This is a genomic window from Pseudomonas sp. CHM02, from assembly GCF_000612585.1.
Lineage (GTDB): Bacteria > Pseudomonadota > Gammaproteobacteria > Pseudomonadales > Pseudomonadaceae > Aquipseudomonas.
Genome location: NZ_JFCA01000001.1, coordinates 40,802 through 62,048, shown reverse-complemented (window position 1 = coordinate 62,048; position 21,247 = coordinate 40,802). Strand labels below are relative to the sequence as shown.

The 21,247-nt window shown below is 61.0% G+C and carries 15 protein-coding genes; 4 read left to right on the top strand and 11 right to left on the bottom strand.

The window, feature by feature from the left end:
- The first annotated feature begins 541 nt into the window (after positions 1 to 541).
- A complete protein-coding gene (gene rne, locus BM70_RS0100265) occupies positions 542 to 3,706 on the top strand; it encodes a ribonuclease E (protein ID WP_218187285.1) in 3,165 nt (1,054 codons plus the stop codon).
- Positions 3,707 to 3,870: 164 nt separating this feature from the next.
- Here the strand turns inward: rne and BM70_RS0100260 are convergent, their stop codons facing one another.
- The 3 genes from BM70_RS0100260 to BM70_RS0100250 form a co-directional block, all read right to left on the bottom strand.
- A complete protein-coding gene (locus BM70_RS0100260) occupies positions 3,871 to 4,461 on the bottom strand; it encodes an NTP transferase domain-containing protein (RefSeq protein ID WP_025854140.1) in 591 nt (196 codons plus the stop codon).
- Entirely contained in the window at positions 4,458 to 5,444 is a 987-nt protein-coding gene (locus tag BM70_RS0100255) for an XdhC family protein (RefSeq protein WP_025854139.1), read from the bottom strand. The genes BM70_RS0100260 and BM70_RS0100255 overlap by 4 nt, the downstream gene beginning before the upstream one ends.
- 261 nt (positions 5,445 to 5,705) lie before the next feature.
- Positions 5,706 to 7,037, bottom strand: a complete 1,332-nt coding sequence (locus BM70_RS0100250) for a dicarboxylate/amino acid:cation symporter (RefSeq protein WP_025854138.1) — start codon at positions 7,035 to 7,037, stop codon at positions 5,706 to 5,708.
- Positions 7,038 to 7,375: 338 nt separating this feature from the next.
- Between BM70_RS0100250 and BM70_RS0100245 the strand changes: the two genes are divergently transcribed.
- On the top strand, positions 7,376 to 8,374 hold the full coding sequence (locus BM70_RS0100245; protein ID WP_025854137.1) for an AraC family transcriptional regulator: 999 nt from the start codon (positions 7,376 to 7,378) through the stop codon (positions 8,372 to 8,374).
- 140 nt (positions 8,375 to 8,514) lie between these two features.
- Here the strand turns inward: BM70_RS0100245 and BM70_RS0100240 are convergent, their stop codons facing one another.
- From BM70_RS0100240 to BM70_RS0100230, 3 genes are read right to left on the bottom strand one after another with little or no spacing between them, the layout of a single operon-like run.
- Positions 8,515 to 9,861, bottom strand: coding sequence for an ATP-binding protein (locus tag BM70_RS0100240; protein WP_025854136.1), 1,347 nt, complete (start codon positions 9,859 to 9,861; stop codon positions 8,515 to 8,517).
- Entirely contained in the window at positions 9,858 to 10,535 is a 678-nt protein-coding gene (locus BM70_RS0100235) for a response regulator (RefSeq protein ID WP_025854135.1), read from the bottom strand. Before BM70_RS0100235 ends, BM70_RS0100240 begins: the two co-directional genes overlap by 4 nt.
- Before the next feature lie 18 nt (positions 10,536 to 10,553).
- Complete coding sequence (locus tag BM70_RS0100230) at positions 10,554 to 10,862, bottom strand: hypothetical protein (RefSeq protein WP_025854134.1); 309 nt, start codon at positions 10,860 to 10,862, stop codon at positions 10,554 to 10,556.
- Between the two features lie 147 nt (positions 10,863 to 11,009).
- Here BM70_RS0100230 and BM70_RS0100225 point away from each other — a divergent pair, with 147 nt between their 5' ends.
- Entirely contained in the window at positions 11,010 to 11,726 is a 717-nt protein-coding gene (locus BM70_RS0100225; RefSeq protein WP_025854133.1) for a 4'-phosphopantetheinyl transferase, read from the top strand.
- A gap of 82 nt (positions 11,727 to 11,808) precedes the next feature.
- On the opposite strand, the gene BM70_RS0100220 is transcribed toward BM70_RS0100225, so the two are convergent.
- The gene (locus BM70_RS0100220; RefSeq protein ID WP_025854132.1) at positions 11,809 to 13,419 is read right to left on the bottom strand and encodes an ATP-binding protein; all 1,611 of its coding nucleotides are present in this window, start codon (positions 13,417 to 13,419) and stop codon (positions 11,809 to 11,811) included.
- Positions 13,416 to 14,141: a response regulator gene (locus BM70_RS0100215; protein WP_025854131.1), complete on the bottom strand. Its 726-nt coding sequence runs from the start codon at positions 14,139 to 14,141 to the stop codon at positions 13,416 to 13,418. The genes BM70_RS0100220 and BM70_RS0100215 overlap by 4 nt, the downstream gene beginning before the upstream one ends.
- 815 nt (positions 14,142 to 14,956) lie before the next feature.
- Between BM70_RS0100215 and BM70_RS0100210 the strand changes: the two genes are divergently transcribed.
- The gene (locus BM70_RS0100210) at positions 14,957 to 17,854 is read left to right on the top strand and encodes a ribonucleoside-diphosphate reductase subunit alpha (RefSeq protein WP_025854130.1); all 2,898 of its coding nucleotides are present in this window, start codon (positions 14,957 to 14,959) and stop codon (positions 17,852 to 17,854) included.
- A gap of 88 nt (positions 17,855 to 17,942) precedes the next feature.
- On the opposite strand, the gene BM70_RS0100205 is transcribed toward BM70_RS0100210, so the two are convergent.
- The 3 genes from BM70_RS0100205 to flgD form a co-directional block, all read right to left on the bottom strand.
- On the bottom strand, positions 17,943 to 18,872 hold the full coding sequence (locus tag BM70_RS0100205) for a hypothetical protein (protein ID WP_371262090.1): 930 nt from the start codon (positions 18,870 to 18,872) through the stop codon (positions 17,943 to 17,945).
- Positions 18,873 to 19,164: 292 nt separating this feature from the next.
- Positions 19,165 to 20,475: a flagellar hook protein FlgE gene (flgE, locus tag BM70_RS0100200; protein ID WP_025854128.1), complete on the bottom strand. Its 1,311-nt coding sequence runs from the start codon at positions 20,473 to 20,475 to the stop codon at positions 19,165 to 19,167.
- A gap of 31 nt (positions 20,476 to 20,506) precedes the next feature.
- Entirely contained in the window at positions 20,507 to 21,232 is a 726-nt protein-coding gene (gene flgD / locus BM70_RS0100195; protein ID WP_025854127.1) for a flagellar hook assembly protein FlgD, read from the bottom strand.
- Positions 21,233 to 21,247 lie beyond the last annotated feature (15 nt).

Below are 21,247 nucleotides of genomic sequence, written 5' to 3'. Positions count from 1 at the left end.
TGCAGAAAGCAGAGTGAATACTCGCGTTCTGCGCCGATATTTACGGCCAGTTCACAAAGTGCAGTCAGTCTTGAACCAGACCACGGCGAATACTTCGGAAACAACGCCTGTTAAGAGCTGAGTGAGAGCGCAATCGCCCACACCTAGTCTTGTTTAGCCATGAGCGTGGACTCCCCATTGGAGAACACGGTAAATGCCAACCCGCTGCGGATTCTGCGCGCGGCAGCACCCGAATTATCAGGGATACGTGTAGGGTGGAGATGCACAACCGTCGGACCGTGTAGCACTAGGCTTATATTTAGACGCTTCATCTCGTCCACTGTCGCCGGTTGATTCCTCCTCCTGACCTTAGCTTTTGTTGAAGTGGTGCCTTTGTCACCACCGCTAACAAGCAGGACGCGTCCGTCGCGATACCGGCCCAATTGGCTGGTGTTTGCTGGACACTGGAGTGGCCAACCACTCTTGACGCACCTGACACCGACCGTGAGAAGTCGTGTGTGCCGAACGCCGTTTCCGGCAGCCCGGAAACCGACGGTACAACATGAAAAGAATGCTGATTAACGCAACTCAACCCGAAGAGTTGCGTGTTGCACTGGTAGATGGCCAGCGCCTCTATGACCTGGACATCGAATCCGGTGCACGCGAGCAAAAGAAGGCCAACATCTATAAAGGCCGTATTACTCGCATCGAACCAAGCCTTGAGGCTGCCTTTGTCGATTTCGGCTCCGAGCGCCACGGCTTCCTGCCCCTCAAAGAAATCTCCCGCGAATACTTCAAGAAAGCCCCCGAAGGCCGCGTGAACATCAAGGACGTCCTGAGCGAAGGCCAGGAAGTCATCGTCCAGGTCGAAAAAGAAGAACGTGGCAACAAGGGCGCCGCCCTGACCACCTTCATCAGCCTGGCTGGCCGCTACCTGGTCCTGATGCCGAACAACCCACGTGCCGGCGGCATTTCCCGCCGCATCGAAGGCGAAGAGCGCAACGAACTGCGTGAAGCGCTGAACGGCCTGATCGCACCGGCCGACATGGGCCTGATCGTTCGCACTGCCGGCCTGGGCCGCAGCAGCGAAGAAATGCAGTGGGACCTCGACTACCTGCTGCAACTGTGGACCGCCATCAAAGAAGCGTCCCTGGATCGTTCCGCGCCGTTCCTGATCTACCAGGAAAGCAACGTGATCATCCGCGCCATCCGCGATTACCTGCGCCAGGACATCGGCGAAGTGCTGATCGACAGCGTTGAAGCCCAAGACGAAGCCCTGACCTTCATCCGCCAGGTGATGCCGCAGTACGCCAGCAAGATCAAGCTGTACGAAGACAGCGTCCCGCTGTTCAACCGTTTCCAGATCGAAAGCCAGATCGAGACCGCCTTCCAGCGCGTGGTCGAACTGCCTTCCGGTGGCTCCATTGTGATCGACCCGACCGAAGCCCTGGTGTCCATCGACATCAACTCGGCGCGTGCGACCAAAGGCAGCGACATCGAAGAAACCGCACTGCAGACCAACCTGGAAGCGGCTGAAGAAATCGCCCGCCAGCTGCGCCTGCGTGACATCGGCGGCCTGATCGTGATCGACTTCATCGACATGACTCCGGCCAAGAACCAGCGCGCCGTGGAAGAGAAAGTCCGCGAATGCCTGGAAGCGGATCGTGCCCGCGTGCAAGTCGGCCGTATCTCGCGTTTCGGCCTGCTGGAAATGTCCCGCCAGCGCCTGCGCCCATCCCTGGGTGAAAGCAGCGGCATCGTCTGCCCGCGTTGCAACGGCACCGGCATCATCCGTGACGTTGAATCGCTGTCCCTGGCGATCCTGCGCCTGATCGAAGAAGAAGCCCTGAAAGACCGCACTGCCGAAGTCCGCGCACAAGTGCCGATCCCGGTCGCAGCGTTCCTGCTCAACGAAAAACGCAACTCGATCACCAAGATCGAACTGCGCACCCGTGCCCGTATCGTCATCCTGCCGAACGATCACCTCGAAACACCGCACTTCGAAGTGCAGCGCCTGCGTGATGACAGTCCGGAAGCCCACAGCGGCCAGTCCAGCTACGAAATCGCCGCTGCCGCCGCCGAAGTGGAAGAAGTCCAGCCAGCCGCCGCGACCCGCACCCTGGTTCGCCAGGAAGCCGCGGTCAAGACCGCGCCAGCCCGCGCCAACGCACCGGTTCCGACCGAAGCGGCAGCTCCGGTTGCCGCGCCGGCCGCCCTGCCTGAGCCAAGCCTGTTCAAAGGCCTGGTGAAGTCGCTGGTCAGCCTGTTCGCCACCAAGGAAGAGCCCGCAGCGCCGGTTGTGGTTGAAAAACCTGCCTCCGAGCGCCCTGCGCGCAACGAAGAGCGTCGCAACGGTCGCCAGCAAAGCCGTAACCGCAACGGTCGTCGTGACGAAGAGCGCAAGCCGCGCGAAGAACGTGCTCCGCGTGAAGAACGCGCACCACGTGAAGAGCGTGCGCCTCGCGAAGCCCGTGAAGAAACCCCGACCGTAGAACGTGCACCGCGTGAAGAGCGCGCTCCACGCACTCCACGCGCCCCGCGTGAAGATCGCAAGCCACGTGGCGAGCGTGAAGAGCGCGTGCGTGAACTGCGCGAGCCGCTGGACGCCGCACCAGCCGTTGCCGGTGCTGCCGTCGCCGCTGAAGAGCGTCCGGCCCGCCAGCCGCGTGAAGAGCGTGCGCCACGTGAAGAACGTCAACCTCGCGCACCGCGTGAAGAGCGTCAACCACGTGCCGAACAGGCCGCGGCTGCCAGCGAAGAAGAAGTGCTGACCGGCGAAGAGCAACTGCAGGAAGACGGTCAGGAAGGCGCCGAAGGCGATCGTCCACGCCGCCGCTCCCGTGGCCAGCGTCGTCGCAGCAACCGTCGCGAGCGTCAACGTGATGCCAACGGCAACGTGATCGAAGGCTCGGAAGAGACCGGCGAAAACGCAGAAGCCGCTGCTACCAGCGAACCGACTGGCGCCGAACTGGCGGCTGGCCTGGCCGTTACCGCTGCCGTTGCCAGCTCGGTCATCAGCGCACCGGCTGAAGCCCAGGCTCACGAGCAGGCTGAACGTGCCACCGCTGCTGTCGAAGAAACCGTCACCGTGGAAACACCTGTTGCCGAGACGCCAGCCGTTGAAGCGCCTGTTGCTGAAGCGCCAGTCGTAGAAGCACCGGTTGTCGAAGCGCCTGTTGTCGAAGCCACCACCCCAATCGAAGCGCCGGTTGTTCCGGAAGTGGAAGTTGCTCCGGCTCAAGAAGCCCAGCCAGAAGTTGAAGTGGCAGCGGTTGAAGCCGCACCGGTGGTTGAGCCTCAGCCTGTGGTTGAAGCGGTAGTTGAAGCACCGGCCGTCGAAGCGGCTCCAGAAGTACGCGAAGTTCGTGAAGAACAAACCGCCTTCCAATGGACTGCCGAGCCTGTCGCTCCGGTTGAAGCGCCAGAACCTGCCCCAGTGGCAGAAGAAGCGCCAGCGCCAGCACCGGTTGCCGAAGTCGTGATTGCCGAGCCAACCCCTGTGGTTGAGCCTGCCCCGGTCGTTGAACCTGCGCCAGTGGTTGAAGCGCCGGTGGTTGCCGAAGTTGCCGCGCCAGTGGTTGAGGCCGCACCGGTCAGCGCCCTGACCGAAAACGGCCGTGCACCGAACGACCCACGAGAAGTGCGTCGTCGTCGCAAGGAAGCTGAAGCCGCCGCCGCTGCTGCCGCAGCACAGGAAGCAGAACACGAGAGCAAGCCTCTCGCCTGATTCCCGCAGCGACTAAAAAGCCCCGCCTGAGTGATCAGGCGGGGCTTTTTATTGATTACGGGTACACATTCAACTGTAAGAGCCGGCTTGCCGGCGATAGCGGTCTATCCGCCACAGGTGTGTTGGCTGGCCTAACGCTATCGCCGGCAAGCCAGCTCCTACAATTAGGACGGGGAGTAATTTAAAGACTGTGGCAGGTCGACATCCCAGAGCACGCCTGGATCATCAACAGACACTTCACATACCGTCGCCTGCGCAAACAACGGCTTGGCCCCACGATCACCGGTCAGCGCCATCAGGCCCGGCCCTGATGCCTGGCTAAACGCCACAGGATGACCATATTGCCCGTCCTGCACCGGCACACTGATGCCGCCCGCCTCCAGCCCGTCGATCACCCGCTCAATGCTAGACGACCGGATAAACGGCATATCCCCCAGCACCACCAGCCAGCCGTTCGCCCCAGCACTGGCCGCGACCGCAGCGGCAATGCTGTCGCCCATGCCGGCTGAGCGCAGCAGCAATACCTTGCAACCGTAGGCCTCTGCCAAGCGAATCACTTCAAGCCGGTCCGGTGAAGTCACCACCCAGCGCTCCACCACAGCACCCGGCAGATTCACCAGGACCTGCTCGATCACCGGCCGCGTCACGCCATCCAGCCCCACACAATCCGCCAGCAACTTATCCTGGTCAGCCCCCGCCACAGCGCGATAGCGACTGCCCTGCCCCGCCGCCAATACAATCGCGGTAATCGTCACTCAGCCACGACCGGCAGCGGCTTTTTCTGCATCGGCACCACGCCGTTCTTGATCGCGACTATTTCCGCCATCAGCGAGAGCGCGATCTCCGACGGGGTATGGCTGCCGATATGCAAGCCAATCGGCCCATGCAGACGTGCGATCGCCTCGGCAGACAACCCCAGCGCAGCCAGGTTTTCGCGCCGCTTCTGGCTGTTGACCCGTGACCCCAGCGCGCCAATGTAGAACGCGCTGGAGTTCAACGCCGTCAGCAACGCCATGTCATCCAGCCGCGGGTCATGGGTCAGGCAGACGATGGCCGTGCGCTCATCCGTCTGGATATTCAGCACCGCTTCATCGGGCATCCCCGGCACGAAGCGCCCGTGCTGTTCCTGCCAACCGTAGACGAATTCATCACGCGGATCGCAGATCAACACGTCGAAATCCAGCAGTCGCGCCATCTCTGCCACATAGCGCGACAGTTGCCCGGCGCCGATCAGCAGCAGACGCCAGCGCGGACCGTAGATGGCCCGCAGGCGTTCACCGTCGAAGGTGACCACGTCGGTCTTGCTCGCGCTGCTCAAGCTCACACCGCCGGTGGCCAGGTCCAGCTCGCGGGCGACGATCTCATGGGCTTCACAGCGCTCCAGCAACTGCGCCACCCAGGCCCAGTCTTCCACGCGCTCTTCAGTCAGGCGCAGCGTGCCACCACAAGGCAAGCCGAAACGGGCCGCCTCATCGCGGGTAACGCCGTAGGTGACCAATTGCACCGGCGGCCCATCCTGCGCCAGCCGGCCATCCTGCAGGCGCGCAATCAAGTCGTCCTCGATGCAACCGCCCGACACCGAGCCAATCACCACGCCATCGCCCCGCAGCGCCAGCATGGCACCTGGCGGACGCGGCGCACTGCCCCAGGTCTGAACAACGCTGTACAACACGACTTGCTGCCCGGCACGGCGCCATTCGAGCACGCTGCGCAAGACATTCAGATCCACACTGTCCATCAAGACTCCTGCAAGCGATGCAGCGCAGCCCTGCGGCTGGCCAATGGATTTTAGAGCGGACAACCCCACGCGAGTTTCATCAGCTTAGACCGACCCGGGTGAACGGCCGCCCAATAGATACAGGCTTTATCGCAATTTGATGAAGTACTTACTTAATGTAAATCAAAAAATGCAAAAAGTGGCGCGCCAGAAACGCAAACGCCCCGAACCAGTCGGGGCGTTTGTGCGTAGCGGTTGGCGTCAGGTCACGCCATCAGCCGCTTACTTGACGACAGGGGCAGGGCCTTCAGCAACACCCAGGTCATCGATTTCGCGGGTTTCCGAGATACCGGTACCACCAGACGCCAGCTCGCTTTGCAGCTTGTCGGTGTCCAGCTCCTTGACCCACTTGGCCACAACGATGGTGGCTACGGCGTTACCAACGAGGTTGGTCAGCGCACGGGCTTCGGACATGAAGCGGTCGATACCCAGGATCAGCGCCAGGCCGGCAACCGGCAGGTGGCCTACGGCCGACAGGGTGGCAGCCAGTACGATGAAGCCCGAACCGGTCACGCCTGCAGCGCCTTTGGAGGACAGCAGCAGCACCAGCAGCAGGGTGATCTGGTGGGTGATGTCCATGTGGGTGTCAGTCGCCTGGGCGATGAACACGGCAGCCATGGTCAGGTAGATCGAAGTACCGTCGAGGTTGAACGAGTAGCCAGTCGGGATCACCAGGCCTACTACGGACTTCTTGGCACCCAGGCGCTCCATCTTGATCAGCATGCGTGGCAGTGCGGATTCGGAGGACGAAGTACCCAGAACGATCAGCAGCTCTTCACGGATGTAGCGGATCAGTTTGATCACGCTGAAACCGTGGGCGCGGCAGATAGCACCGAGCACCACCAGCACGAACAGGACGCAGGTGATGTAGAAGCAGATCATCAACTGGCCCAACTGCACCAGGGAACCCACGCCGTAGGCACCGATGGTGAACGCCATGGCACCCAGGGCACCGATTGGCGCGAGCTTCATGATCATGTTGATGATGTTGAACATCACGTGAGCGAAGCGATCGATGAAGTCCAGCACCGGCTTGCCGTAGGCACCCAGGCGGTGCAGGGCGAAACCGAAGATCACCGAGAACATCAGCACTTGCAGGATGTCGCCGTTGGCGAACGCGCCGACGATGGTGTTAGGGATCACGTTGAGGATAAAGCCGACGATGCTCTGGTCTTTACCGGCAGTGACGTAGGCCGCCACTTTGGAGGCGTCCAGGGTCGCTACGTCGATGTGCATGCCGGCGCCCGGCTGCACGACGTTCACCACGATCAAGCCGATCAGCAGCGCGATGGTAGAAACGATTTCGAAGTACAGCAGCGCATAGCCGCCGGTTTTGCCGACCGATTTCATGCTTTGCATGCCAGCGATGCCGCTGACAACGGTGCAGAAGATGATCGGGGCGATGACCATTTTGATCAGTTTGATGAACCCGTCACCCAGTGGCTTGAGGGCCACGCCGGTCTGCGGGTAGAAGTGACCGAGCAAAATACCGATAACGATTGCAACGATCACCTGGAAGTACAGGGATTTGTAGATTGGCTGACGAGTCGTCATTGCAAAATTCCTCAATCGTCCCGTGTGGCAAATATCCGCCATTGCCCACGACACTTGAATTGCGAACCCTCCTGCACTGGAGGGATTTGTTGTTTGCGAGGCCTATAGACGCAAGCCTGCGCTGTCATCCTTATCGCAAACGCCGTGCCACTTTGCCGAAAAACCCTGAAGGCCTTTAGACATCAGGGCTCAGGGTTTTCGGTCGCCCTCCCGAGCGCTCAATCGAGTGGCGGATTTCCGCCCACTGATCCGATCTCGTCCTACAATTTGGCGGATATCCGCCTTGTGACCCTCTCCGGGGATGCTACGATCCGCCCTTCCATGGACGAGGCCTTCGCATGCGTGAACGTACCATCGCCAGTCACTACGCCCGGGCAGCCCTCGGCGGGGCGCATCGGGCCGGCTACGACTATTCGGGCCTGTTGGCGCAGGTGGGCATCACCCCGGAATTACTGACCGAACCTCGCGCCCGCATCGCCCCGGAGCAATTCACCCGGTTGCTGCAGATGCTTTGGCTGGCGCTGGATGACGAATACCTGGGGTTCGCCGACGGGCCCAGCAAACGCGGTACCTTCGCCATGATGTGCCACGCGCTGATCCACTGCCGCACCCTGGAGAAAGCTCTGGAACGCGGTTTATTATTTTATAGCCTATTCCCACAAGGGCCGCGCTGGCAGCTGACACGCGAAGGCGAAATGGCACGCCTGAGCCTGGATGACACGCAGTTGTGGGACCCGGATCACTTCCTGACTGAATGCCTGCTGGTGATCTGGCATCGCCTGGGCAGTTGGCTGATCGGCCAACGCATCCGACTGCACCAGGCCACCTTCAGCTACTCAATGCCGGCGCACGCCAGCGAATATGACCTGCTGTTTCCCTGTCGCCAGGTATTCGGTGCACCGAACAGCAGCCTGGTGTTTCCCGCGCGCTATTTGAAGCTGCCGCTGTTGCAGGATGAACGCACACTCAGGCACTTTCTAGAGCGCTCGCCGGCCGACCTGCTGTCTCGGCCGGACGAAGGCGACAGTTTGAGCAGCCAGCTACGCCGCTTGCTCAGCCGTGACCGCACGCCCTGGCCAGACCTGGAAACCGTCGCCCAGCATCTGCACATCAGCCCGCAGACGCTGCGCAGGCATTTGCGCGAAGAAGGCACCAGCTTTCAGGCGCTCAAGGATGAACTGCGGCGGGACATCGCCATCTATCATCTGGGCCGCGCGGATTTGTCGTTGCAGGAGATTGCCGAGCAGCTCGGATTTTCCGAACCGTCGGCGTTTCATCGGGCGTTCAAGAAGTGGACAGGGCTGACGCCGGGGGCGTATCGAGCGCAGGAAAGCTAGAGCGGCGATGTCTGGACTGGCCTCATCGCAGGCAAGCCAGCTCCCACATTTTGACCCGATTCACACACATTCTGATGTGTGAACACAATCCACTGTGGGAGCTGGCTTGCCTGCGAAGAGGCCGGCACAGCCAATGGAGATCACAAAGCCGGGAAGTGAATCTTGAACGCGGCGCCGCCCAAAGGCGAATCGCCCAAGGTCAGCCGCGCGCCGTAGCTTTCAATGATGTCCTTGACCACCGCCAAGCCAATCCCCTGCCCCGGATGCTGACGATCCAGCCGCTCACCCCTTTGCAGGATGCGCGCACGTTGATCCGGTGGCACGCCAGGACCATCATCTTCAATGCACAGCTCACTGCCTTCCAGGTTTTCCACGAAGCTGATGCGCACTTCGCTCAAACACAGGCGGTAAGCGTTTTCCAGCAGGTTGCCGAGCAACTCCAGCAACGCGCCCTTCTCGATCGGCACATCGCATTCCTCCGGCAGCTCGAAGCGCACCGTGACGCGCTTGTCGCGGTACACCTTATCCAGCGTATCGCAGAGGCTTTGCAGCACCGGTTCCAGCCGAACCTGGTGGCGCACCAGGCCGCTTTTGCGCAGGCTGGCCCGTTGCAACTGGTAGCTGATTTGCTGGCTCATGCGCTCGATCTGCGACTGCAGTACCCAGGCCTGGTCGCGATCTTCCGGGCGCTGGGCCATGTCTTCGCTCACGCCTTGCAACACCGCCAGCGGGGTTTTCAGGCTGTGGGCCAGGTCGTCGAGGGAGTCGCGGTAGCGCGCCCGTTGCTCACGCTCACTGTGCAGCAAGCGGTTGAGGGAGCCGGTGAGGCGCAACAGTTCGCGGGGGTGTTGTTCGGAAAGACTTTCGCGAGTGCCGCCTTCGATCTGGTCGAGTTCCTGGCTCAGCCGCCGCAGAGCCTGCAGGCCCCAGGTCAGGCCCAGCCACAGCAGGGTCAGCAACACCAGCAAGGCCGCGCCGAAGCCCAGGTAGAGGTTCTCGCGCAGGCCTTCGAGGGTCAGTTGGTATTCGCGCACCGGTTGCAGGGCGACGATACTGAACGCCGCGCTCTTGCCGCCCAGCAGCTTGACCTCGACGTCATACACGAAGAATTCCTGGCCGTTGGCCTCGCGAATCCGTGCAAATTCATTACCGCGCCCGTCATAGCGCGGTTTGTAATTGATGTTTTCTTCCTTGGTCGCCCGCGAGCGCCATACCAGATGGCCTTCACGGTCATAGATATAGCCCAGCAAGCGGCTGTCGGTGAGGTTGAAACGCTCGTCGGGCAACTGCGCCGGCATCAGCAGGCGGTTGTTTTCGACCCGTGCGGCAGAGATCAGAGTGGTGACGTCCGACGCCAGGCGCTGCTCGATGGAGTCCTGCAACGCCAGGCTGAACGCCCCCTGCATGGCCGGCAACAAGCCCAGCATGAACAACACGGCCAGGGTGGCGGCCGCCAGCATCAAGCGCACGCGTAACGAGCGAATCAACGGCAGCGCTCATTGAACAGGTAGCCCAGGCCACGCACTGTGTCGATCGGCTTGAACCCGCCCGGCCCTTCCAGCTTGCGGCGCAGGCGGCCAACCAGCACTTCGATGACATTCGGATCACGCTCGTCGTCATCCGGGTAGAGCTGCTCCATCAAGCGGTCCTTGGCGACCACTTGCTGGTGATGGCGCATCAGGTATTCGAGGATGCGGTATTCGTAGGCCGTCAGCGCCAGCGGCTGTTCGTCGAGGGACGCCTGCTTGCGATTGAGGTCCAGCAGCAACGGGCCGGCCACAATGGTCGATTGGGTAAAACCGCTGGAGCGGCGCAGCAAGGCGTTCATCCGCGCCTCCAGCTCTTCGAACTGGAACGGCTTGACCACGTAGTCGTCGGCACCGGCAGCCAGGCCTTCGACCTTGTCCTGCCAGTTGCCACGAGCGGTGAGGATCAGGATCGGGAAGGTCTTGGCCTGGCTACGCAGTTGGCGGATCAGGTCCAGGCCGCCCATGCCGGGCAGGCCCAGGTCGATGATCGCCAGGTCATGATTGAACTGGCCAGTCTGGTACAGGGCCTCTTCGGCATTGGCCACGGCCTCGACCACATGCCCGCTGTCGGTCAGGCGGGTAAACAGGTGATGACGCAGCAGCGCCTCATCTTCCACCACCAGCAATTTCATAAGGCTCTCCAAAGCAAATCAACTGTCCGACAGAGGGATATCATAGCGGCCCTGCAGGTCTTGCGGGCGCAGTTTAATGCCATTGAACTGCCCGGTCAGGTGTTCATAGCCGGTGCGATAGGCCGGCTGCGGGGTTGCAAGGCCCAGGGACTGGCCCCAAGGCGTGGGTTGGCTGCCGGCCTCTTCGAAGCTGACACGCTGGATCAGGGTGCTGGATTTCTTGGTTTTCTCACTGCCGAAGGCGGCGAAGGCACCGTCGGCGGCCTGGGCCCCGGCCGTGGCACTGAGCATGGTTAACGCCAACATCAGCTTTTTGATCGCAGTCATGGGGTTACCTCTACGCGTTGGGCTGTGTGCCTTTGTGTAGGTCCAAGACTACGCAGATGCCCCTGAACTCCCCCTGAACAGGCTCTGAACCGCACCTGAACCGCAGCGGACTATCCTCCTGCCTATCAACTCGGCAAAATACCGCCCATGAATCCCCTACCTGCTTGCTGCACCCCACTCGACGCCCATTGGCCCCTGCCTGAACCCTTGCAGGGCGCTGTGTTTCTCAGCACGCGTTTTGACCCGAGCTTATTAACGGCAAGCGACTTCCAGCGCAGCGCCGTGCCGCCACCGGCCAGCATCCAGCGCTCGGTGGCCAAGCGTCAGGCCGAGTTCCTGGCTGGGCGGCTGTGCGCCCGCGCCGCCCTGCAACAACTCGATCACCTCAATTACATCCCCGCGATCGGTGAAGACCGTGCACCGGTGTGGCCGGCGCACATCAGCGGCTCCATCACGCACAGCACCGGGCATGCCGCCGCGATTGTCGCGCACAAGGCGCAATGGCGCGGACTGGGCATGGACCTGGAGAACGTGTTGAGCCTGGAACGGGCGGAGCGGTTGGCGGGAGAAATCCTGACGGCGGATGAGTTGCAGCGCATGGCCGCCTTGCCAAGAGAGCAGATCGCGCAGTTGGTGACGCTGACGTTTTCGGCCAAGGAAAGCCTGTTCAAGGCGCTGTACCCGATCGTGCAGACGCGTTTTTACTTTGAGCATGCTGAGTTGCTGGAGTGGTCAGATTCCGGCCAGTTTCGGCTGCGGTTGCTGACGGACCTGTCCGGCGAGTGGTGCCATGGCAAAGAGTTGGTTGGGCAATTTGCGTTGAACGATGGACAACTGTTGAGCCTGGTGGCTGTCGGCGCCTGATTGACCGTCATCGCCGGCAAGCCCGCGCCTACACGTGCGACGCGCCCCCCCCTGTAGAGCCGGCTTGCCGGCGATAGCAATATCAAGGCTTATCCTGATCCCTCGGCCAGCTCAGGCTAAAGCACGCCCCACCCAGATTGTTGCTCTTGCTGATCAACGCCCGCCCGCCGTGCCAGTAGATAATCCGCCGCACAATCGACAACCCCAGGCCATGCCCACCCGAGGCGCGGGTGCGGCTGTCATCCAGGCGCAGGAACGGCGTGAAGATACGTTCCCAGGCACTTTCCGGCACGCCGGGGCCGTCGTCTTCGACATCGATGCGACAGCGCACCTGGCCCACCTGATAACTGATCAACACCTGGCCCTGGGCATGACGCATCGCATTGCTCACCAAATTCTGCAGGGCACGGTGCAGGTAACGCGGCTCGGCGTCGACCCAGGCGTCATCCCAATGCGCCGAAGACAGGCAAATACCCCGGGCCACACTCACCTGTGGGCGCAGTGGCGACAATTCGCCGATCACCTGATCGAGCAGCGCATCCAGGTCAACCCGCTGGAAATTCAGCTCCGGCGAGCCTTGTTCCAGGCGCGCGTAAGTCAGCATTTCATCCACCAGCCCGTCGAGGTCCTGGATATCACTGTCCATGCCGTCCAGGTATTTGCGCCGCGCCTCGGGGGTAGTGGCATCGCCAACCATCTCCAGGCCGAAACGCAAACGCGCCACCGGGGTACGCAATTCGTGGGATACCGCGCGCACCAGTTCACGCTGGATCGCCAGCAACTGCTGCAAGTGCTCGGCCATGCCATTGAACGCCGCCGCCAGGCGCCCCACCGAGTCGGCACCACGAGCCGGCACACGGACCTCCAGGTTGCCCTTGGCGATGCGGGTGGCGGCGGCTTCCAGGCCGCGCAGTCGACGTTCAAGCTGGCGTACCAATAGATAGACGATCAAACCGATCAGGGTCAGGCTGATCAAGGCGATCAGGATCAGCCATTGCGCCGGGTAAGGGTTCATTTGATACAAGGGGCCGATTTCCAGCACCCACGGCGTACCGACCATGCCGGCAAACACGCGGATCGAATCGCCGCCCTTGCCCAGGGCCATTACCGTATCGCCTTCCGATACGCGGCGGCGCTGGTCTTCGTCCATATCGGCCTGGTCGAGGGGCATCAGGTGCATGTCGAAGCCAAACCCCTTGGCTTCCTTTATGTCCGCTAGGCGTTGCGGCTGCTCGGCCACCGGGAAGCGCACCAGTTCGTCGGCGAGCAGGTAGATAGTCGCGCGCGCCAGCTGTTCGCTGATCTGCTGCACTTCGCCCGCGAGCACCAGTTGTTCCTGATCACTGACCAATCGCAGCACCCGTGCGGCGTGAGGCCCGGTCTGCTCCACCAGCACCTGGCCACGTTGCAGGCGATTGCGCTGGCTCAAGTCCAGTTGCGCATCGGCCAGCGGGCGCAATTCCAGCGGGATCCCCAGCAAGCGCTCCCACACCGCCAGGGCACGTTGACGCTCGATGGTGCTCATGGGCTGCAGGTTATCGCCCATCAGCGCGAAGGTGCCGTGGGCCAGGCGCTCGCGGTACTGGCCGCTGCGCACCTCGTTGAGCAAGTGCAGGGCCAGCACCCCGAGCAGCGCGACCAGGATCAGCGCCGCGCACATGCCCCCGTAGATGCGCAGGAAGATCGAGTTCACAGCGACATGTCGGCGGCGGCTTCGGGGACGAACAGGTAGCCTTTGCTGCGGATGGTCTTGATCAGGCGCGGGTGGATCGGGTCGTCGCCTATCTTGGGGCGTATGCGAGAGATACGCACATCGATGGAACGGTCCTGGCCGTCGTAGCCGATGCCGCGCAGGGCGATGAAGATTTCTTCGCGGGACAGAATGCGCCCGGCATTCGCTACCAGCAGCCACAGCAGGTCGAATTCGGCGCTGGTCAGTTCGATGCCGTCATTATTCAGCCAGGCCTCGCGCAGGGCGTTGTCCACCACCAAGGGACCGAATTGCAGGCGGCGCTGGCTCTCCGCGACCGCCGGTTCCGCCGGTTCGCTGCGTCGCAGCAGGGCCTGGATGCGCGCCAGCAGCAAGCGTGGGCGCACGGGTTTGCACACGTAGTCGTCGGCGCCCATGTCCAGGCCCAGCACTTGATCCATGTCGTCGGTGCGCGCGGTAAGCATCAGGATCACGCCGTCATAGCGCTCGCGCACCTTGCGGCAGATGCTCAGGCCGTCTTCGCCGGGCAGCATCAGGTCGAGAATCACCAGGTCCGGCTGTTCGGCGATGATGCGCGCCGCGGCCAGGGCGCCATCCCCCTCCACCGACACCCGCAGGCCGTTGCTCTCCAGATACTCACGGGTCAATTCGGCCAGTCGCTGGTCGTCCTCGACGATCAATACCTGCCAGGCTTCTTGCTCCATGCGTTACCTCGGTTCTCATTATTGTAGGAGCGGGCTTGCCCGCGAAAAACATAAGGACGCCGCGCTCACTCAGGATGCCAGCGTTACCGTTGGCGTCCTTCGCGAGCAAGCTCGCGCCTACAGTTGTCATGTGGGGCGAGCAAGATATCGCGAGGATAAAGGTCGATTGTAGCCATGGGCCAGCCCTCAAACACAAGCAGGGAAATCCATTCGGTGATCGCATTTTTTTGTGATAGGGTTCGCGCCCTCAAAAATCCAACCTGCTGTTTTTGCCTTGGAATATTCGGTGACAAACGGCCGAATCCAGCAGCAATGCGGCCTACACGGGTGTTCCACGTTTCATACACATTTTACCCACAGCGTTATCCACAGGTAGTGCGTTGCTAAGCCCCCGAAAACGCATTATCTTGTAGGTCGGCGCTAAAAAAACCCTACATGTAGGGTTTTAAGCGAAAAAACCAAACACAGATCAGACAAGAAACTCAAGCCCTTTCTTGCTCTCGTTTGGTTAAACCAAAGCATTTTTTGAAAGCCCAAACCGCGCACGCGGATGGCAGCCGTTTTCACGCTCCTACAGCGCAAAACGGTACGGGTGTTGCAGTGCTTGAAGCTGGCAACTGTCACCCACCAGGAATACGGCCAAGGGCTTGTCAGCCCCGAACCGAAGACTTCGGCATGGAAGCGGCGCGAACAGCTCCCTTCCTCCTGTCCCGAAGTTGTTATGCCAGGCCCAGGCCTGCTGTAAGTGCTTCAGGACGGAACGGTGGGCACCGTGATGGTGCCCAAATAAATATAGAATGTGGAGACACCCCCCCATGCAAACCGACACAACTCGCGAGAACCCGCAAGGCTCCGTGCCGCAGGCCGCTGATTCGAACCTGGATCTGTCCGCCACCGCACCCGGCCAATTGCGAGTGATCAAGCGTAACGGCACTGTCGTTCCTTACACCGATGACAAAATCACCGTCGCCATCACCAAAGCGTTTCTTGCAGTTGAAGGCGGCACCGCTGCCGCTTCGTCGCGCATCCATGACACCGTTGCCCGCCTGACCGAACAAGTCACCGCGACCTTCAAGCGTCGCATGCCATCGGGCGGCACCATCCACATCGAAGAAATCCAGGACCAGGTCGAACTGGCCCTGATGCGTGCCGGCGAGCAGAAAGTCGCCCGCGACTACGTGATCTACCGTGATTCGCGCGCCAAGGAACGTGCCGTACGCTCCCCGGCCGAAGAAGCCGCCGTGCAAGCGCATCCGTCGATCCGTATCACCCTGGCCGATGGCAGCTTCGCGCCGCTGGACCTGGGCCGCCTGAACACCATCATCACCGAGGCCTGCGAAGGCCTGGAAGAAGTCGATGGTGACCTGATCCAGCGCGAAACCCTGAAGAACCTGTACGACGGCGTGGCCCTGACCGACGTCAACACCGCCCTGGTGATGACCGCCCGCACCCTGGTAGAGCGTGAGCCGAACTACTCGTTCGTGACCGCGCGCCTGCTGATGGACACCCTGCGTGCCGAAGGCCTGGGCTTCCTGAAAGTCGCCGACAGCGCCACCCACCACGAGATGGCTGACCTGTACGCCAAGGCCCTGCCTGCCTACATCGCCAAGGGTATCGAATTCGAATTGCTGAACCCGGTCCTGGCCACCTTCGACCTGGAAAAACTCGGCAAGGCGATCAACCACGAGCGCGACCAGCAGTTCACCTACCTGGGCCTGCAAACCCTGTACGACCGTTACTTCATCCACAAGGACGGTATCCGCTTCGAACTGCCGCAAGTGTTCTTCATGCGTGTGGCCATGGGCCTGGCGATCGAAGAGAAGCAGAAAGAAGACCGTGCCATCGAGTTCTACAACCTGCTGTCGTCCTTCGACTACATGTCTTCGACCCCGACCCTGTTCAACGCCGGCACCCTGCGTCCACAGCTGTCCAGCTGCTACCTGACCACCGTGCCGGATGATCTGTCGGGCATCTACCACGCGATCCACGACAACGCCATGCTGTCCAAATTCGCCGGCGGCCTGGGCAACGACTGGACGCCGGTGCGTGCACTGGGTTCGTACATCAAGGGCACCAACGGCAAGTCCCAGGGTGTTGTACCGTTCCTGAAAGTCGTGAACGACACCGCCGTAGCCGTGAACCAGGGTGGCAAGCGCAAAGGCGCTGTCTGTGCCTACCTGGAAACCTGGCACATGGACATTGAAGAGTTCATCGAACTGCGCAAGAACACCGGTGATGACCGTCGTCGTACCCACGACATGAACACCGCCAACTGGATCCCTGACCTGTTCATGAAGCGCGTCTTCGATGACGGCAAGTGGACCCTGTTCTCGCCATCCGAAGTCCCGGACCTGCACGACCTGACCGGTAAAGCCTTCGAAGAGCGCTACGAGTACTACGAAGCCCTCACCGAGTACCCAGGCAAGGTCAAGCTGTTCAAGACCATCCAGGCCAAAGACCTGTGGCGCAAAATGCTGTCCATGCTGTTTGAAACCGGCCACCCATGGCTGACCTTCAAGGACCCGTGCAACCTGCGCAGCCCGCAGCAGCACGTGGGCGTGGTCCATAGCTCGAACCTGTGCACCGAGATCACCTTGAACACCAACAAGGACGAGATCGCCGTTTGCAACCTGGGCTCGATCAACCTGCCGAACCACATCGTCAACGGCAAGCTGGACACCGCCAAGCTGGAGCGCACCGTCAACACCGCCGTTCGCATGCTCGATAACGTGATCGACATCAACTACTACTCGGTGCCACAGGCGCAGAACTCCAACTTCAAGCACCGTCCGGTCGGCCTGGGCATCATGGGCTTCCAGGACGCGCTGTACCTGCAACACATTCCTTACGGTTCGGATGCTGCTGTCGAGTTCGCCGACAAGTCCATGGAAGCGGTCAGCTACTACGCGATCCAGGCTTCCTGCGACCTGGCCGACGAGCGCGGCGCCTACGAGACGTTCCAGGGTTCGCTGTGGTCCAAAGGCATCCTGCCGCTGGATTCGCAACAGATCCTGATCGAAGCCCGTGGCCAGAAGTACATCGACGTAGACCTGAACGAATCCCTGGACTGGGCGCCGGTACGTGCCCGTGTGCAGAAAGGCATTCGTAACTCCAACATCATGGCCATCGCACCGACCGCGACCATCGCCAACATCACCGGCGTATCGCAGTCGATCGAACCGACCTACCAGAACCTGTATGTGAAATCGAACCTGTCGGGCGAATTCACCGTGATCAACCCGTACCTGGTCCGCGACCTGAAAGTCCGCGGCCTGTGGGACTCGGTCATGATCAACGACCTGAAGTACTACGACGGTTCCGTGCAGCAGATCGAGCGCATCCCGCAAGAACTCAAAGAGCTCTACGCGACGGCCTTCGAAGTGGACACCAAGTGGATCGTTGACGCCGCCAGCCGTCGTCAGAAGTGGATCGACCAGGCCCAGTCCCTGAACCTGTACATCGCCGGCGCTTCGGGCAAGAAGCTGGACGTGACCTATCGCATGGCTTGGTACCGTGGCCTGAAAACCACTTACTACCTCCGTGCCCTGGCCGCGACCAGCACCGAGAAGTCGACCATCAACACCGGTAAGCTGAACGCTGTTTCCAGCGGCGGCAACCACGGTGATGATTCGGTCCTCGCCGCTCCAGCCGGCCCGGCACCCGTGCCAAAAGCCTGCGCGATCGACGAGCCGGATTGCGAAGCTTGCCAATAAGCTGAGCCGGTCCCGGGCTTGAATAGCCGGGATTGAGTAACCCCCGATAAACCCTGGTTGCAGTTGGGTTTATCGGGGGTTTTGTTTTTTATGAGTACAACACCGTCATGATGCCTTCCCCAGGCTCGCCACCTCGCCGCCCCCACAACTCAACCCGATTACCGATTACCGCCATGGAATGATCTCCGTACTCTACCGTACCGACCATTCCCGCCCTGAAATCCTTAGCCTGACCCACCTGATAATTATTGCGCAACCCAAGACGATCCAGACCTTCACGGGGGTGCTCTCCATCATTGAGGCTGTTCATCGCAGCCATGAAACTGCGCCCCGCCGTGCCATCGTTGTTCTCCATTTGCGCCCGCTTGGCACTCGCGGCATACATGAAGTTGGCATCCGTCATCATCGCCGGGTCATCCCCCTTGAATTGTGCGTGCCTGGCCGCTTGTTTTACTTCGTCTTTGGTCAATGACAGCATGAAGCCATCGCGCATCGTCACGTCGTAGCCGTTCGCTGTCGCCCTCACCTCTTTGAAGACATCGGTTGGCTTCTGTCCAAACTGCATCATTGCGGCTTTTATGGCGGACACCGTGATGCAATTGCCATCGGGGCCCTGACTGAATCCACTCCAGATATTGTCAGGTTTTTTGCCGGGGTTGCTGTTATCGGGCTTGTAATTGAAGTGCTCTGAACCCTCAGTGATTGGCTTGTCGCTCATGGGCTCAGAAGGCCCAAAATCACTTCGAGGAACGCCAGGGCCGCGGCCACCGTCACCACGACCGCCAGGCGACACAGATGGTGCAGGTGGACGTACATTCCCATCATTGGGAAACCACTCCTTCAACAGCCGCCTGAGAAACTCACGAAACGCCTCACCCGCCTCTTCGATCAGCTTGTTGAGTATTTCCCTGAATGCCTCATCCCCCAGCTTCTTGCGCAGCGCATTCAACTTGTCGCGCGTATCTTGAACCGTCTGGTTCTTGCTGGTCAGCTGCGCATCGAACAGCTCGTCGAGCAACTGCCTGACCGCAGACACTTCAGCCACTGCCGCGACGACAGGTGTATCGCCACCGGCCAGGCCAGGCCTATACCCCACACGTCCAGCCCCTGGCCCGGACACTCCTGAATGCCACATACCCGTGCTCCCTTGATTGGTGAGCCACCCAGGCTCCGGTCCAATCAGTGGCAGGACGGGTACGGCACGTTCCTTCCCAGACCTCGAAGCCAGTAACCCGATGTGTCGCGGGCACTTTTCCTACACCCACAAAAAAGCCCCTCTTGCGAGGGGCTTCTTGTTGAGCGCTACCGCATCAGGTCATCTGAATGATGGTCTGCATGATGGTGCTCTGGGTGGAGATGGTCTTGGCGTTCGCCTGATAGTTGCTCTGGGCCTTGATCAGGTCCACCAGCTCGTTGGTCAGGTTGACGTTGGAGTTCTCCAGGGAGTTGGCCACGATCGAACCCAGGGTACCGGCTTGCGGGGTGTCATAACCTGGCTGGCCCGACGCGAAGGTCTCCCTCCAGGTAGTACCGCCGGCAGGCTGCAGGCCTTGTTCGTTGTTGAAGCTGGCCAGGGAGATCTGGCCAATGGCCTTGCTCTGCTGGTTGCTGAACGTGGCGAATAGTACGCCGTTGCCATCGATTTTCAGGCCAGTGATCTGGCCGGTGGCGTAGCCATCGGTGACCGGTGGGTTGCGGTAAGTGGCCGAGTTGTACTGGGTGATATTGGCCATGTTGACGGCGATCCCTGTCGGGTTGGCGTTCGCGCCGTTTGCCTTCCACACACCATCCGTCACGGTACCCGGGATCCAGCCGGTGATGGTCAGGGTCTTGTCGGAGACACCAGCGGTCACGACGCTGGTCAGCTTGCCGTTGCCATCGAAGGTCAAGGTCGATGGTACAGGCGGAGTCGACGGCGTACCGGTTGGCGCCGAACCGTCAGGGTTGCGGCCGTCAATCAGGGTATAGGCGTTCCACTTGTTGCCGTCGGTTTTCACCAGGTACTGCACCATGGGATGCGCGTTGCCCTGGGAGTCGTACAAGGTGGTGCTGTACTGGGTGGTGAAGGTGCTGGTCTCGTTCGGGTTGAACGGCTTGGCCACCTGGTCGATCGCCGGCTCCGAGGAGTTCAGGTTACTGGTGGAATCCACTTTGGTGGACGCCTTGGGTGGCAGGTTCGACAGGTTCAGTTGCAGGTCGACCAGGCCGCCCTTGATGATCTTGCCGTCCTCGTCCGCCGCGTAGCCTTGCAGGCGCGAAGTGCCGGTGTTGTTGGTAATGTAGCCGTCTTTGTCGGCACGGAAGGCACCACTGCGGGTGTACTCCAGCGAACCGTCGCTGCCCTTCTGGACGAAGAAGCCACCGCCCTGGATCGCCATGTCCAGGATGCCGCCGCTGCCGTTGACGTCACCTTGGGTGAACTGCTGGGACACGGCCGCCAGGTTCACACCGTTGCCGATGCTGTTCTGGCCGGTGCCCAGTTTGGAGGCGGCATAGATGTCCGCGAATTCCGCACGGGACGACTTGAAGCCGGTGGTCGCGACGTTGGCGATGTTGTTGCCGGTCACGTCCAGTTGTTTGTTGGCCGCATAGAGGCCGCTAAGGCCGATGTTAAAAGACATGTTTCTCTCCCTCTGCCGTATTTAGCCGGCTCTATGTACCGATAGTCTGAATTTGCGACAGCTTGACGCTGCCCATGCCGCCTGCAAGGTTGAGCAGCATTTCGCCGCCGGTCTTGCTCAGGGTCACGCTCGTTACCGTCGCTGGCAGCGAAGTGGCCAGGGCAACGGAGTCGCCCTTGTCGTTCTTGGTGGTGGCATTGAAGGTGTAGGTGCCCGCAGGAGCCACCTCGCCCTTGTCGTTCTTGCCATCCCAGATAAAGCTCTGAGTACCGGCGCTCTGGGCGCCCATCTCGATGGTGCGCACCACATTGCCGTCTTTGTCGGTGATCTTGACGGAGACGTTGCCGGTCGCCGCTGTGACATCCACCGAACCGGTCATGCTCTTGCTCGTATCAACCATGGCCTTGTCGGTCTGGATGATGATCGAGCGGCCTACCAGCGACGACGCCTGCAGTGCCTGCGACGAGCTGAAGTTGCTGGAGATCGCATTCACCGAGTCGTTCAGGGTGTTGATGCCTTCCAGGCTGCTGAACTGCGCCAGTTGTGCCACGAACGCGCCGTTGTCTTGCGGCGACAGCGGGTTCTGGTTTTTCAGCTGGGTCACGAGCAGTTGCAGGAACGCATCCTTGCCCAGCGACTGATTGCCTGTCGCCGACTTGGCTGCGTCACCGACGCTGCTGTTGTCTTGCGCGGACTTGACCTTCGAGTTGAAAAGGTCCTGGACTGCCGTGTTGTTTGACGTATCAACGATGGCCATTATTTGGCGCCCCTT

What these genes read in the sequence shown, in the direction of transcription:
- rne (WP_218187285.1), top strand. Translation starts at nt 542, where the DNA reads ATGAAAAGAATGCTGATTAACGCAACTCAACCCGAAGAGTTGCGTGTT.
- BM70_RS0100255 (WP_025854139.1), bottom strand. Translation starts at nt 5,444, where the DNA reads ATGGACAGTGTGGATCTGAATGTCTTGCGCAGCGTGCTCGAATGGCGC.
- BM70_RS0100250 (WP_025854138.1), bottom strand. Translation starts at nt 7,037, where the DNA reads ATGACGACTCGTCAGCCAATCTACAAATCCCTGTACTTCCAGGTGATC.
- BM70_RS0100245 (WP_025854137.1), top strand. Translation starts at nt 7,376, where the DNA reads ATGCGTGAACGTACCATCGCCAGTCACTACGCCCGGGCAGCCCTCGGC.
- BM70_RS0100235 (WP_025854135.1), bottom strand. Translation starts at nt 10,535, where the DNA reads ATGAAATTGCTGGTGGTGGAAGATGAGGCGCTGCTGCGTCATCACCTG.
- BM70_RS0100230 (WP_025854134.1), bottom strand. Translation starts at nt 10,862, where the DNA reads ATGACTGCGATCAAAAAGCTGATGTTGGCGTTAACCATGCTCAGTGCC.
- BM70_RS0100225 (WP_025854133.1), top strand. Translation starts at nt 11,010, where the DNA reads ATGAATCCCCTACCTGCTTGCTGCACCCCACTCGACGCCCATTGGCCC.
- BM70_RS0100215 (WP_025854131.1), bottom strand. Translation starts at nt 14,141, where the DNA reads ATGGAGCAAGAAGCCTGGCAGGTATTGATCGTCGAGGACGACCAGCGA.
- BM70_RS0100210 (WP_025854130.1), top strand. Translation starts at nt 14,957, where the DNA reads ATGCAAACCGACACAACTCGCGAGAACCCGCAAGGCTCCGTGCCGCAG.
- flgE (WP_025854128.1), bottom strand. Translation starts at nt 20,475, where the DNA reads ATGTCTTTTAACATCGGCCTTAGCGGCCTCTATGCGGCCAACAAACAA.
- flgD (WP_025854127.1), bottom strand. Translation starts at nt 21,232, where the DNA reads ATGGCCATCGTTGATACGTCAAACAACACGGCAGTCCAGGACCTTTTC.